Annotated in this window: 13 protein-coding genes; 11 read left to right on the forward strand and 2 right to left on the reverse strand. The window is 67.6% G+C overall.

Annotation, left to right across the window (positions count from 1 at the left end):
- Positions 1–19 precede the first annotated feature (19 nt).
- Genes J2Y49_RS09865 through J2Y49_RS09875 form a run of 3 tightly spaced genes read left to right on the forward strand, consistent with a single transcriptional unit; the run spans position 20 to position 1,785 of the window.
- Positions 20–157: a hypothetical protein gene (locus tag J2Y49_RS09865; protein ID WP_310114510.1), complete on the forward strand. Its 138-nt coding sequence runs from the start codon at positions 20–22 to the stop codon at positions 155–157.
- Between the two features lie 18 nt (positions 158–175).
- Positions 176–634, forward strand: coding sequence for a YsnF/AvaK domain-containing protein (locus J2Y49_RS09870; protein WP_310114513.1), 459 nt, complete (start codon positions 176–178; stop codon positions 632–634).
- A gap of 5 nt (positions 635–639) precedes the next feature.
- On the forward strand, positions 640–1,785 hold the full coding sequence (locus tag J2Y49_RS09875) for a YsnF/AvaK domain-containing protein (RefSeq protein ID WP_310114515.1): 1,146 nt from the start codon (positions 640–642) through the stop codon (positions 1,783–1,785).
- 80 nt (positions 1,786–1,865) lie between these two features.
- Here the strand turns inward: J2Y49_RS09875 and ettA are convergent, their stop codons facing one another.
- Positions 1,866–3,542: an energy-dependent translational throttle protein EttA gene (gene ettA / locus J2Y49_RS09880; protein ID WP_310114517.1), complete on the reverse strand. Its 1,677-nt coding sequence runs from the start codon at positions 3,540–3,542 to the stop codon at positions 1,866–1,868.
- A gap of 162 nt (positions 3,543–3,704) precedes the next feature.
- On the opposite strand from ettA, the gene J2Y49_RS09885 reads away from it, so the two are divergent.
- Positions 3,705–4,184, forward strand: a complete 480-nt coding sequence (locus J2Y49_RS09885) for a YaiI/YqxD family protein (protein WP_310114519.1) — start codon at positions 3,705–3,707, stop codon at positions 4,182–4,184.
- Between the two features lie 145 nt (positions 4,185–4,329).
- Here J2Y49_RS09885 and J2Y49_RS09890 read toward each other — a convergent pair whose 3' ends face one another.
- On the reverse strand, positions 4,330–5,733 hold the full coding sequence (locus J2Y49_RS09890; protein WP_310114520.1) for an FAD-linked oxidase C-terminal domain-containing protein: 1,404 nt from the start codon (positions 5,731–5,733) through the stop codon (positions 4,330–4,332).
- A gap of 342 nt (positions 5,734–6,075) precedes the next feature.
- On the opposite strand from J2Y49_RS09890, the gene J2Y49_RS09895 reads away from it, so the two are divergent.
- From J2Y49_RS09895 to lipA, 7 genes are all read left to right on the forward strand, one after another.
- Positions 6,076–7,143: an NAD(+)/NADH kinase gene (locus J2Y49_RS09895; RefSeq protein WP_310114521.1), complete on the forward strand. Its 1,068-nt coding sequence runs from the start codon at positions 6,076–6,078 to the stop codon at positions 7,141–7,143.
- Between the two features lie 45 nt (positions 7,144–7,188).
- Positions 7,189–8,172: a thiamine pyrophosphate-dependent dehydrogenase E1 component subunit alpha gene (locus J2Y49_RS09900; protein ID WP_109087156.1), complete on the forward strand. Its 984-nt coding sequence runs from the start codon at positions 7,189–7,191 to the stop codon at positions 8,170–8,172.
- Between the two features lie 37 nt (positions 8,173–8,209).
- Positions 8,210–9,241, forward strand: coding sequence for an alpha-ketoacid dehydrogenase subunit beta (locus tag J2Y49_RS09905; protein ID WP_310114525.1), 1,032 nt, complete (start codon positions 8,210–8,212; stop codon positions 9,239–9,241).
- Positions 9,242–9,415: 174 nt separating this feature from the next.
- On the forward strand, positions 9,416–10,540 hold the full coding sequence (locus tag J2Y49_RS09910) for an acetoin dehydrogenase dihydrolipoyllysine-residue acetyltransferase subunit (protein WP_310114526.1): 1,125 nt from the start codon (positions 9,416–9,418) through the stop codon (positions 10,538–10,540).
- A gap of 116 nt (positions 10,541–10,656) precedes the next feature.
- A complete protein-coding gene (locus J2Y49_RS09915) occupies positions 10,657–11,442 on the forward strand; it encodes a glucose 1-dehydrogenase (RefSeq protein WP_310114528.1) in 786 nt (261 codons plus the stop codon).
- Positions 11,443–11,489: 47 nt separating this feature from the next.
- Entirely contained in the window at positions 11,490–12,605 is a 1,116-nt protein-coding gene (locus J2Y49_RS09920) for a 2,3-butanediol dehydrogenase (RefSeq protein WP_310114529.1), read from the forward strand.
- On the forward strand, positions 12,605–13,525 hold the full coding sequence (gene lipA / locus J2Y49_RS09925) for a lipoyl synthase (protein ID WP_310114530.1): 921 nt from the start codon (positions 12,605–12,607) through the stop codon (positions 13,523–13,525). The genes J2Y49_RS09920 and lipA overlap by 1 nt, the downstream gene beginning before the upstream one ends.
- The last annotated feature ends 62 nt before the right edge of the window (positions 13,526–13,587 follow it).

Raw genomic sequence — 13,587 nt, forward strand, 5'->3', positions numbered from 1 at the left:
TCCCCGAACGGAGGCTCCCATGGCAGACGAACAGAAGCCCAGGAAAGTTGGTGTGTATGACTCCGTGACCGGAGCCGGAAGCTCCGGGATGAACTGGATGTGGATCATCCTCGGCCTGATCGTGGTCGCGATCGTCCTCTATCTCCTGTTCCGCTGACCTGCGGCACCCGCCGCCATGATGGCCGACAACGAATCCGTGCGCGAAGAGGGCGACGCGTTCATTCCCCTGCACGACGAGTCGGTGACCGTCGACAAGCAGCGGGTGGAACGAAGCCGCGTCCGCGTCACCACGCGCGTGTCCGAACACGAGGCATTGGTCCGCGAATCGCTGGAGCATGAAGAGGCAACGGTCACCCGCGTCCCGATCGACCGCGAGATCGACGCCCATCCCGGCATCCGCCAGGAAGGGGACGTGACGGTGATCCCGCTGGTCGAAGAAGTGCTGGTGGTGGAACGCCGCCTGATGCTCCGCGAAGAGCTGCACATCCGCAAAAGCCGACGGACCGTCGAGGTCGAGCAGCCAGTCACCCTGCGTTCGGAGGAAGCGGTGGTGGAGCGTGTGACAACCCCGCCCTCCCCTGTCCATTCGCCCAATCAGCCCCCGTCCCCCAATCCGAATTCGCCCGAGGAGTAAAGCCGATGACCAAAACCATCGTCGCCCTCTACGACCACCGATCCGATGCCGAGACCGCATCCCGCGACCTGCAGGCCGCCGGATTCGAAACCAGCGCCGTCGAGATTCTGTCCCATTCCGATCTGACCAGCGGCGGATGGAGCGGCAGCGACACCACCGGACTAGGCACCACCACCGGCGATTCGTCGGTAGGCGCCGCCGGCGGCATGGCCCGCACCGACCTGTCCACCGGCTATGTCGCGTCGCCCAACACCATCCCCGGCACCAGCATGGACACCGGTATGGGAACCGGCACCGGAATGGGCACCGGAATGGGTTCAACCACCGGCACGACCGGCAGCGGCATCCTGACCCGCCTGTCGGGCTGGGGCATCCCCAACCAGGATGCGCAGGTCTATGCCGAGGGCGTTCGCCGCGGCGGCTCGCTGCTGAAGCTCCGCCTGGACGAGGAAGACGTCGACCGCGCCATGGAGGTGCTCGAGCGCGGCAACGTGGTGGATGTCGAGGAACGCAGCACCGCCTATCGCAACTCCGGCTGGACCGGCTTCGACGAGAGCGCCGACTATTACGACGACAGTTCGGCTGACGAGGAGCGCCTGCGCTATTCGCCCGGCCGCACCGCCATCGACACCACGGGAACAGGTACGGGCACCGCTGGCCTGACCGGCGCCGCCGCCGCCATGCGCGACGTCAACGCGGACAGCACCCGCACCACCCGCACCGGCACCTCTGAACGGGAAGAGCAGATCCCGATCGTCGAGGAGCAGGTCAACATTGGCAAGCGCACCGTCGAGCGCGGCGGCGTCCGCGTCCGCAGCTATGTCGTCGAGACGCCCGTCGAAGAGCAGGTGCGCCTGCGCGACGAGACCGTCACCGTCGAACGCCGCCCCGGTGGCATGGTCGAGGGCAGCACGGACGTCCCAGCCGACGCCTTCCGCGAGCGCACCATCGAGGTGACGGAGACCGACGAGGAAGCGGTGGTCAGCAAGACCGCCCATGTCCGCGAGACGGTGGTGGTCCGCAAGGATGTCGAGGAACGCGCCCAGAGCGTCCGCGACACCGTCCGCCGCACCGAGGTGGAGATCGAGGACACGCGGGACGAAAACCTGCGTGATCGCCGCACCGACCGATCGGACGATGTGACGCGCTGACGGGTTTGACCGTTCACGGTCATGAAAAAGGCCGCCCCCTCCAACCGGACGGGGCGGCCTTTCTCGTTCAGCCTACAGGATCAGCTGCGCACCAGCGGCTTGTACTTGATGCGGTGCGGCTGGTCGGCGTCGGCGCCCAGGCGGCGCTTCTTGTCGGCCTCGTAATCCTGGAAGTTGCCTTCGAACCATTCGACGTGGCTTTCGCCCTCGAAGGCCAGGATGTGGGTGGCGATGCGGTCGAGGAACCAGCGATCGTGGCTGATGACCACGGCGCAGCCGGCGAAGCTCTGCAGCGCGTCTTCCAGCGCCCGCAGCGTGTCGACGTCCAGGTCGTTGGTCGGTTCGTCGAGCAGCAGGACGTTGGCGCCGGACTTCAGCATCTTGGCGAGGTGGACGCGGTTGCGCTCACCGCCCGACAGCTGGCCGACCTTCTTCTGCTGGTCCGGACCGCGGAAGTTGAAGCTGGAGACATAGGCGCGGCTGGGCATGGTCTTCTTGCCGAGCTCGACCAGATCCAGCCCGTCGGAGATTTCCTCCCACACCGTCTTCTTGGCGTCCAGGCTGTCGCGGCTCTGGTCGACATAGCCGAGCTTCACCGTGTCGCCGACGCGGAAGGTGCCGGCGTCCGGCCCATCCTGCCCGGTGATCATGCGGAACAGGGTGGTCTTGCCGGCGCCGTTCGGACCGATGACGCCGACGATGCCGCCCGGCGGCAGGCGGAAGGACAGGCCGTCGATCAGCAGGCGGTCGCCGAAGCCCTTGGCGATGTTCTCCGCCTCGATGACGACGTTGCCCAGGCGCGGCGGCACCGGGATGACGATCCGCGTCTCGCCGCCCTGCTCCTTGGCGCTTTCGGCCAGCAGCGTCTCGTAGGCGGTGATACGGGCCTTGCTCTTGGCCTGACGGGCGCGCGGGCTCTGGCGAATCCATTCCAGTTCGGTTGCCAGCTGCTTCTGGCGGGCTTCCTCCTGGCGGCCTTCCTGTTCCAGCCGCTTCTGCTTCTGCTCCAGCCAGGACGAGTAGTTGCCTTCCCACGGAATGCCCGACCCGCGGTCGAGTTCGAGGATCCAGCCGGTCACGCTGTCCAGGAAGTAGCGGTCGTGGGTGACCAGGACGACGGTGCCCTTGTAGTCTTCCAGGTGCTTCTGCAGCCAGGCGACCGATTCGGCATCGAGGTGGTTGGTCGGTTCGTCGAGCAGCAGCAGGTCGGGCTTTTCCAGCAGCAGCTTGCACAGCGCGACGCGGCGGCGCTCACCGCCCGACAGCTTGGTCACGTCGGCGTCGCCCGGCGGGCAGCGCAGCGCGTCCATGGCGATCTCGACCGTGCGGTCGATGTCCCAGGCGTCGGCGGCGTCGATCTTCTCCTGCAGCTCGCCCTGTTCGGCCAGCAGCGCGTCGAAATCGGCGTCGGGATCGGCCATCAGGTTCGACACTTCGTTGAAGCGGTCGAGCAGCGCCTTCGTCTCCTTCAGCGCCTCCATGACGTTTTCCTGGACGTTCTTGGTCGGGTCCAGCTGCGGCTCCTGCGAGAGGTAGCCGACCTTGGCGCCCTCGGCCGCCCAGGCTTCGCCGGAGTAGTCCTTGTCCAGACCGGCCATGATCTTCATCAGGGTCGACTTACCGGCGCCGTTGACGCCGAGCACGCCGATCTTCACACCCGGCAGGAACGACAGCCAGATGTTGTCGAGAACCTTCTTGCCGCCAGGATAGACCTTGCTCAGGCCCTTCATGACATAGACATACTGGTAGGACGCCATGCGCCGCTCCGACCTTCCAAAAAGATGTGAGAATTGGCGCCGCCCCTGCCTTGCGGTTCTACGGCACCCTGTCGCTAGGGACCGGTTTTAGCGCATAAGGGCCTTGCATGAAACCTTGTTGAGCCGACCCGCAGGGATCGGGGGGCAACAGGAGGAAGAGGATTGGTCAGTTCCAAAGTCGAAATCTACGTCGATGCCGACGCCTGCCCGGTCAAGGCCGAGATTTACAAGGTCGCCGGCCGCACCGGCTGCAAGGTGTGGATCGTCGCCAACGCGCCCTTGCGCCTGCCGACGGAGTGCATGGCGGAACTGGTGGTGGTCAGCGACGGCTTCGACGCCGCCGACAACTGGATCGCCGAACATGCAGGGACGACCGACATCGTGGTGACGGCGGATATCCAGCTCGCCGACCGCTGTGTGAAGCGGAACGCGGTGGTGATCGGCCCGACCGGACGCCCCTTCACGCCGGACAGCGTTGGTTCGGCGCTGGCGACCCGCGCCCTGATGCAGGATTTGCGCGACATGGGCGTGGTCGGCGGCGGCAACGCCCCGATGAGCCAGCGCGACAAGTCGCAGTTCCTGCAGACGCTGGATCAGGCGGTGCAGGCGCTGAAGGCGGGGCGCCGGCCGAAGTTCCGGTGAGCGGTGGGCGGGTGCACCCTCCCCATCCCTCCCCCGCTTCGCGGGAGAGGGGGCAGGATGCTTGTAGGCGTGACTGATTTGCCAAATCAGTGGCAGTCCCCTCCCCCGCCCAGCGGGGGAGGGCTGGGGTGGGGGTAATCGCCCCTTACACCCTTACCACCTTTCCCGGATTCAGCAGGTTGTCCGGATCGAAGGCGCGCTTCAGGTCGCCCATGACGTTGAACGCTTCGCCGGTCTCCTGTTCCAGGAACGCCATCTTGCCATAGCCGATGCCGTGCTCGCCGGTGCAGGTGCCGCCCATCTCCAGCGCGCGGGTCACCATCTTGTCGGCAAGGCGCTGGGCCTCGGCCAACTCGGCCGGATTCTCAGGATCGAGGACATAGACGAGGTGGAAGTTGCCGTCGCCGACATGGCCGACCATCGGGGCCAGCATGTTGGACTCCGCCAGATCCTGCTTGGTCTCCAGGATGCAGTCGGCAAGCCGCGAGATCGGCACGCAGACGTCGGTCGGCCAACCCTTCGACCCCGGACGCAGGGCCAGCGCCGCGTAATAGGCATCGTGCCGGGCCTGCCACAGCTTGCTGCGGTCCTCCGGCCGGGTGGCCCAGGCGAACTCCAGGCCGCCATGCTCGGCGGCGATGGCGGCCACCATCTCCGCCTGCTCCTTCACCCCGGCCTCGGTGCCGTGGAATTCGAAGAACAGGGTGGGCGCCACAGCGTAATCGAGCTTGGAGTATTTGTTGACCGCGTCGATCTGCACCTCGTCCAGCAGTTCGATGCGGGCGACGGGCACGCCGACCTGGATGGTCTGGATCACGGTGTCGACCGCGCCCTTGATGGTCGGGAAGGCGCAGACGGCGGACGAGATGGCTTCCGGGATGCCATAGAGCTTCAGCGTCACCTCGGTGATGATGCCGAGCGTGCCTTCGGACCCCACGAACAGCCGGGTCAGGTCATAGCCGGCCGCCGACTTGCGCGCCCGCCCGCCGGTCTTGATGACGCGGCCGTCGGCCAGCACCACGGTCAGGCCCAGCACATTCTCGCGCATGGTGCCGTAGCGGACGGCGTTGGTGCCGCTGGCCCTGGTCGCCGACATGCCGCCGAGAGAGGCGTTGGCGCCGGGATCGATGGGAAAGAACAGGCCGGTGTCGCGCAGATGCTCGTTCAGCTGCTTGCGGGTCACGCCGGCCTGGACGGTGACGTCCAGATCCTCCGGGCTGACGCGCAGGATCTGCTGCATACCCGACAGGTCGATGGTGATGCCGCCGGCCAGCGCCGCGATGCCGCCCTCCAGCGAGGTGCCGGTGCCGAAGGGGATGACCGGCAGCTTGTGCTTCGCGCAGATCCTGACGATCGCGCTGACCTCTTCGGTCGAGTTGGCGAAGGCGACGCCGTCCGGCGGGAAGGGCGTATGATAGGACTCGTCCTTGCCGTGATGCTCGCGCACCGGCAGGGAGGTGGTGAACCGGTCGCCCAGCAGAGCCGTCAGCTCGGCCCGAGCCTCCTCGGTCAGGGCCGCGCGCGGCTGGGTGGTGGCGATGACGGTCATGGGTGTTGTCCTCCCCGGTCGATGATCATTGGGATGGTTCATTGGTATGACCAAACGAGGCTAGTGCGACGGGCGAACGCTTGGCAAGACGGGCGATGCGCAGGGGTGGAATGCCGGCGCGCCACAGGTTGGCTCCAATTCTATCGCAAGTCGCCACACCTGTTGCACCGGCGGCGCAACAGTCCATGCAACACCTGTTGCAACGCCCCACCCCGCCGCATCGCTCCGACCGTTGATAATCAAGAAAATCCGCTGAGCTGACCATCTGGCACGGCGGTTGCTCTTACCCCCTCGAACCGCGCGTCGATCAACGGCGCGCCGCAACGAGGGGGAGGCGCAATCTTGGCTCCGGTCGTCGGCATCGTCGCCAATCCGGTTTCCGCCCGCGATATCCGCCGGGTCGTCGCCAACGCCACCAGCCTGCAGATCGCCGACCGGGCGAACATTCTGCTGCGGGTGCTGGCGGCTCTGCATGCCTGCGGCGTCCGCGACGTTCTGATGATGCCGGAAAACGGCGGCATCCGCGCCCATGTCGAACGCGGCATGATGCGGGCGAGAGCGCGCGGCGAGGACATCTACCCTGCCCTCCACCCCGTCGCCATGCCGGTCACCGGCACCGTCGCCGACACCCACCGCGCCACCGCGGAGATGCGGCGGGCCGGCGTGTCGGCGCTGGTGGTGCTGGGCGGCGACGGCACCCATCGGGCGGTGGCGGCGGAATGCGGGACGGTGCCGATCGCCGGCATCTCCACCGGCACCAACAACGCCTTCCCCGAACATCGCGAACCGACGATCACCGGTCTCGCCACCGGGCTGGCGGTGACCGGCCGGGTGCCGCCGCACATCGCCTTCGCCGCCAACAAGCGCATCGATGTCTCCCTCGACCGCGGGGCGAACGGCGGTGCCGTCACCGACATGGCGCTGGTCGACGTGGCGCTGGTGACGGAGCGCTACATCGGCGCCCGCGCCCTGTGGCGGACCGAGAATTTCCGCGAACTCTACGTCACCTTCGCCGACCCCGAGGTGATCGGCATGTCGGCCATCGCCGGCCTGCTGGAACCCGTCGGCCGCGACGAAAGCGGCGGCCTGATGGTTCGCCTGTCGCCGGACGGCGACTGCCGCAAGGGGGCGACCACGCTCCACGCCCCCATCGCGCCGGGAATGATGGCGCGGGTCGGCATCACCGACTGGCGCCGCATGCCGGCCGACGTGGCCTTCGTGCCGGAGGTCGCCGCCGGCTCCATCGCGCTGGATGGCGAACGCGAACTGTCCTTCTCCGAACGCGACCGTCTGTCCCTGACACTCCGGGACGACGCCTTCCGCACGGTCAACGTCGCCGCGGTCATGCGGCACGCTGGCCAGAACCGGCTGCTGACCGGCACTCCGGTGCCCGTCACGGTCGCTTTCTAAACCTCAAATCGACCCGACAAACACCAATCAGGGAGAAAACACCTCATGGCCCAGAATCCCTTCCCCCTCGGCAAGGACGAGCTGCTGAAGGCCTACCGCACCATGCGGACGATCCGCGAGTTCGAGGAGCGGCTGCACGTCGATTTCGCCAAGGGCGACATCCCCGGCTTCGTCCATCTCTATGCCGGCGAGGAGGCCTGCGCCACCGGCATCATGATGCACCTGAACGACAACGACCGCATCGCCTCGACCCACCGCGGCCACGGCCACTGCATCGCCAAGGGCGTCGACGTCCACGCCATGATGGCGGAGATCTATGGCCGCAGCACCGGCGCCTGCCGGGGCAAGGGCGGGTCGATGCACATCGCCGACCTGTCCAAGGGCATGATGGGCGCCAACGGCATCCTCGGCGCCGGCGCGCCGCTGATCTGCGGGGCGGCCTTGGCGGCCAAGGTGCGCGGCGACCGCGGCGTCGGCATCACCTTCGTCGGCGACGGCGCGTCCAACCAGGGCACCTTCCTGGAAAGCCTGAACCTCGCCGCGGTGTGGAACCTGCCGGTGGTCTTCGTGGTGGAGAACAACGGCTATGCCGAATCCACCGCGATGGAATGGGCGGTGTCCTGCGACAGCTATGTCGACCGCGCCACCGGCTTCGGCATGCCGGGCGTCACGGTGGACGGCACCGACTTCTTCGCGGTGTACGAGGCGGCCGGCGAGATCATCCGCCGCGCCCGCGACGGCGGCGGCCCGGCGCTGCTGGAATGCAACATGGTCCGCTTCTACGGCCATTTCGAAGGCGACGCCCAGACCTACCGCGCCAAGGGCGAATTGGAGGCGATCCGCGCCTCCCGCGACTGCCTGACCATCCTGTCGGAGCGGGTGATCGAGGCCGGTGTGATCGGCCGCGACGAGTTGCAGGCCATCGACCGCGAGGTGAACGCGCTGATCGAGGACGCCACGCGCGCCGCCAAGGCCGCCCCGCTGCCCGCGCCGGAAGACCTGCTGCGCGACGTTTACGTCGCCTACTGAGCCCATTCAAGAAACGCCAAACGCGCGGAGGAAACACATGTCCCGCAAGATCAGCATGAAGCAGGCGATCAACGAGGCCCTGGACCTGGAGATGCGCCGCGACCCCACCGTCATCGTCATGGGCGAGGACATCGTCGGCGGCACGGGCGCCCAGGGCGAGGACGACGCCTGGGGCGGCGTGCTGGGCGTCACCAAGGGGCTGTACGCCAAGCATGGCGACCGGCTGATGGACACGCCGCTGTCGGAATCCGCCTATATCGGGGCCGCCGTGGGGGCCGCCGCCTGCGGCCTGCGGCCGGTGGCGGAGCTGATGTTCCTGGATTTCATGGGCGTCTGCTTCGACCAGATCTTCAACCAGGCCGCCAAGTTCCGCTACATGTTCGGCGGCAAGGCCGAGACGCCGGTGGTGATCCGCGGCATGGTCGGCGCCGGCTTCCGCGCCGCCGCCCAGCATTCGCAGATGCTCACCCCGCTGTTCACCCACATCCCCGGCCTGAAGGTGGTCTGCCCCAGCAACGCCTATGATGCCAAGGGCCTGCTGATCCAGTCGATCCGCGACAACGACCCCGTCATCTTCTGCGAGCACAAGAACCTCTACGGCCTGGAATGCGAGGTTCCGGCCGAAAGCTACGCCATCCCCTTCGGCGAGGCGAATGTGCTGCGCGACGGCGACGACGTGACCATCGTCAGCTATGGCCTGACCGTCCACCGCGCGATGGAAGCGGCGGCGACGCTCGCCAAGGACGGCACCGAGGCGGAGGTGATCGACCTGCGCACCCTGTCGCCCATCGATTGGGACACCATCGTCGAGAGCGTCGAGCGCACCGGCCGGCTGGTGGTGGTGGACGAGGCGCATCCGCGCTGCAACCTCGCCACCGACATCGCCGCCTTCGTCGGCCAGAACGCCTTCGGGGCGTTGAAGGCCGGGGTGCAGATGGTGAGCGCGCCGCATACGCCGGTGCCCTTCGCGCCGTCGCTGGAGGATTTGTACGTCCCCAGCGCCGACAGCATCGCCGCCGCCGCGCGGCGTACGCTGTCGCCCAAGGGCGCGCGCAGCATCGCGGCGTGAGGCTGCGGCGCTGAGTTAGACCCCCACCCTAACCCTCCCCCGCTGGGCGGGGGAGGGAACTCCGCCCCCCTCCCGAACAAGCGCCAATCCCCCTCCCCCGCCCAGCGGGGGAGGGTCGGGGTGGGGGCAAGTGACGCCCTCAATCAAAAAAGCACTCCCAGGAGACTGAGGTCCATGTTGAACGAGCGCATCAAGCCCATCGTCATGCCGAAATGGGGCCTGTCCATGTCGGAGGGCAAGGTCACCGGCTGGCTGAAGCGGCCGGGGTCCACCATCTCCATCGGCGATGAGCTGCTGGAGGTCGAGACCGACAAGATCACCAACGTGGTCGAGGCGGGAGAGACCGGCGTGCTGCGCCGGGTGCTGGGCGAACCCGGCACCGTCTATCCGGTCAAGGCGCTGATCGCCGTGCTGGCCGAACCCGACGTGCCGGACGACGACATCGACGCCTACATAAGCGCCTATGCCGTCCCCGCCAGTGAGGACGACGGCGAGGCGGATGCCGGCCCGCAGTACCACAGCGCCGAGACCCCGGCCGGCACCATCCGCTACGCCAAGCGCGGCGAAAGCGGGCCAACGGTCCTGCTGGTCCACGGCTTCGGCGGCGATCTCGACAACTGGCTGTTCACCATCGACGCGCTGGCGGAAAAGGCCACCGTCTATGCGCTCGACCTGCCCGGCCACGGCCAGTCAACCAAGCAGATCGCCGACCCCAGCCTGTCCGGCCTGTCGAAGGCAGTGCTGGGCTTCCTCGATAGCGTAGGGGTCGAGCGCGCCCATTTCATCGGCCATTCGATGGGCGGTGCGGTGTCGATGCGCACCGCGCTCGACGCTCCGGGCCGGGTGGCGTCGCTGTCGCTGATCGCGTCGGCCGGGCTGGGCGAGCAGATCGACCACGGCTACATCCAGGGCTTCGTCGGTGCGACATCCCGCCGCGACCTGAAACCGGTTCTGGCGACGCTGTTCGCCGACCGCGGCCTTGTCAGCCGCCAGATGGTTGACGACCTCTTGAAGTACAAGCGGCTGGACGGGGTGGACGAGGCGCTGCGGGCGCTGTCGGCGTCGCTGTTCGCCGACGGCCGGCAGGCCAGCGTGCTCGCCGCCGGGATCGCGGACGCCAGGACGCCCACGCTTATCGTGTGGGGCGAGGAGGACCGCGTCATCCCCGCCGACCACGCCCGAGCTCTGGCGAACACGGCACAGGTCGCCGTGATCCCCGGCGCCGGCCACATGGTGCAGATGGAGGCGGCCGGCAAAGTGAACGCGCTGCTGAAGGACCACATCGCGAAAGCGGGCTGAGGCGGCCAAACTCAAAGAACGACGCCGGCCGCTCCCGTCCACTCCGTTTTCTAGCTCCCGAACCCCTCGCCACCGGCGCGCAGGCTGTCCGCCAGCGCGCCGGCAGGAGACAGCTCATGCCTGATCTCAAGGACAAGAGCATCATCGTCACCGGCGCCGGCCGCGGCATCGGCGCCACCATCGCCAAGGCGCTCGCCGCCGACGGCGCCAAGTTGACCATCGCCGACCGCACCGAGGCCGACGCGCAACAGGTGGCCGAGGCTATCCGTGCGGCCGGCGGCGCGGCAATCGCCGTCACCGTCGATGTCCGCGACCGCGCCGCCGTCCGCCGCATGATCGACGAAACGGTGAAGGCCCATGGCCGGCTGGACGTCATCTTCAACAATGCCGGCATCGCCCAGACCAAGCCTTTCCTCGACATCACCGAGGACGACTGGCACACGGTCAACGACGTCAACGCGCTGGGCGTGCTGATCGGCATGCAGGAAGCGATCAAGACGTTCCGCGCTCAGGGTGGCGGCGGCAAGATCGTCAACACCGCCTCCATCGCCGGCAAGCAGGGCTATGAACCGCTGGCCCACTACTCCGCCAGCAAATTCGCCGTCGTGGCCCTGACCCAGGCCGCCGCCCGCGGCTTCGGCAAGGACGGCATCACCGCCAACGCCATCTGCCCCGGCGTGGTGGCGACCGAGATGTGGAAGATCATCGACCAGGGCTTCCGCGATACCGGCATCACCAAGTCGGAAAACGAGGCCTTCGACATGTTCGCCGCCGGCGCCGTGCTGGGCCGGCCGTCGCGCGCGGAAGACCTGGTCGGCGTGGCGCGCTTCCTCGCCTCGTCGGACAGCGACTTCATGACCGGCCAGTCGCTGCTGGTCGATGGCGGGATGGTCTTCGCCTGACCTCCATCGACGCGCGCCCATAACGATAAAATCGGAGGACACATCCCATGAATGCGATGACCACGATGAAGGCCGCCGTCTGGCATGGCCGCAAGGACATCCGGGTCGAAGACGTGCCGCTGCCGGGCGCCCCGCCCGCCGGCTGGGTGCAGATCAAGGTGCATTGGTGCGGCATCTGCGGGTCGGACCTGCATGAATATGTCGCCGGCCCTGTCTTCATCCCCGTCGACACGCCCCACCCGCTGACCGGCCTGAAGGGCCAGTGCATCCTTGGCCACGAGTTCAGCGGCGAGATCGCGACGCTGGGCGAGGGCGTCACCGGCTTCGCTGTCGGCGACCGGGTGGCGGCCGACGCCTGCCAGCATTGCGGCGAGTGCTGGTACTGCAAGCACGGCATGTACAACATCTGCGAGAAGCTGGCCTTCACCGGCCTGATGAACAACGGCGCCTTCGCCAGTCTGGTCAACGTCCCGGCCGAATTGCTCTACAAGCTGCCCGACGGCTTCCCGACCGAGGCCGGCGCCCTGATCGAACCGCTGGCGGTCGGCATGCATGCGGTGAAGAAGGCCGGCAGCATCGTCGGCGAAACCGTGGTGGTGGTCGGCGCCGGCACCATCGGTCTCTGCACCATCATGTGCGCGAAAGCGGCGGGCGCGGGACGGATCATCGTCCTGGAGATGTCCGCCGCCCGCAAGGTCAAGGCGCTGGAGGTCGGCGCGACCGTCGTGCTCGATCCCAAGGACTGCGATGCGGTGGCGGAGGTCAAGGCGCTGACCGGCGGTTACGGCGCCGACGTGTCGTTCGAATGCATCGGCCACCGCGACACGGCCAAGCTCGCCATCGACATGATCCGCAAGGCCGGCAAGACCGTGCTGGTCGGCATCTTCGAGGAACCCAGCTCCTTCAACTTCTTCGAGATCGTCGCCACCGAGAAGCAGGTCATCGGCTCGCTGGCCTACAATGGCGAGTTCGCCGACGTCATCCGCTTCATCGCCGATGGCCGCATCGACGTGCAGCCGCTGATCACCGGCCGCATCACCTTGAACGACATCGTCAGCGGCGGCTTCGAGGAGCTGGTCGCCCACAAGGACCGCAACGTGAAGATCATCGTGCAGCCGCAGACTGTCCCTGCCGCTGCCGAACAGCCGGAGCTTGTCCACTGATGGCCCTGCCCGCGATGCACATGAAACCCGCCCGCCCGGAGCACCGGGCCGAGAAGCCGACTTGGCTCCGCGCCCGCGCGCCCGGCGGTACGGCGTTCGAGGACACGCAGTCACTGGTCCGCCGCCATGGCCTGAACACGGTCTGCGAGGAGGCCGCCTGCCCCAACATCGGCGAATGCTGGAGCAAGCGGCACGCCACGGTGATGATCCTGGGCAGCGTGTGCACGCGGGCCTGCGCCTTCTGCAACGTCGCCACCGGCCGGCCGGACGCGCTCGATCCCCACGAGCCTGATCGGCTGGCCGAAGCGGTGGGCGAGCTTGGCCTCGCCCATGTCGTCATCACCTCGGTCGACCGCGACGACCTGCCGGACGGCGGCGCCGCGCATTTCGCCCGCTGCATCCGCCGCCTGCGCGACATTTCCCCCACCACGACGGTGGAGGTGCTGACCCCCGATTTCCGCAACAAGGCGGGAGCGGTGGAGACCGTGGCGGACGCCCGGCCCGACGTCTACAACCACAATCTGGAAACCGTGCCGCGGCTCTATGCCGACGTGCGGCCGGGGGCGCGCTATTACGGCTCGCTGCGCCTGCTGGAGCGGGTGAAGGAGCGCGACCCGTCCATTTTCACCAAGTCCGGCATCATGGTCGGGCTTGGCGAGGAACCGGCGGAGGTGTTGCAGGTGATGGACGACCTGCGGGCGGCGGGGGTGGATTTCCTGACCATCGGCCAGTATCTCCGCCCCACCCCCAACCACCACCCGGTTGCCCGCCACGTCACACCGGAGGAGTTCGAGCGCTACGGCATTGTGGCGCGGGCGAAGGGCTTCCTGATGGTGTCGGCAACCCCGCTGACCCGCTCCTCCCACCACGCCGGCCGCGACTTCGAGGAGTTGCGGCGGCGGGCGGCGACGAAGGTTTGAACGGACAGGAGTTGTAATGCCAGATGCCTGCTTTCACCACGGACTAAGAGCACCTTGCTCTG

The organism is Azospirillum sp. BE72, from assembly GCF_031455875.1.
GTDB lineage: Bacteria > Pseudomonadota > Alphaproteobacteria > Azospirillales > Azospirillaceae > Azospirillum.